The following is a 407-nucleotide window of genomic DNA, read 5'->3' on the forward strand; positions in this document are numbered from 1 at the left end:
GCGACCACTGCGCGGGCCTGAATGCGGGCCGCTGGGACTACATCTTCTCGATCATCAAGAACTACCGCGGCCGCGGCGCCCGCTTCGTGCTCCCCGACCGCAGCGACGTGACGATGACGGTGCCGTTCATGCGTGCCTACACCGAACTGCTCGTGAAGACCTGCCACAAGCGCGGCGCCTTCGCGATCGGCGGCATGAGCGCGTTCATCCCGAACCGTCGTGACCCCGAGGTGACGCAGCGCGCGTTCGAGAAGGTCGCGGCCGACAAGAAGCGCGAGGCCGGCGACGGCTTCGACGGCACCTGGGTCGCCCACCCCGACCTGATCCCGGTGGCGCAGGCCGAGTTCGACGCCGTGCTGGGCGAGAACCCCAACCAGGTCTCGCGTCAGCGCGACGACGTGGAGGTC

1 pseudogene is annotated in these 407 nt (G+C 69.0%); it reads left to right on the forward strand.

Features of this window, described 5'->3' with window-relative positions:
• A pseudogene (locus ASG00_RS17320) lies at window positions 1-407 on the forward strand (malate synthase A); the annotation flags it as partial.

It is taken from the genome of Microbacterium sp. Leaf351 (assembly GCF_001423825.1).
GTDB classification, from domain to species: Bacteria; Actinomycetota; Actinomycetes; order Actinomycetales; family Microbacteriaceae; genus Microbacterium; species Microbacterium ginsengisoli.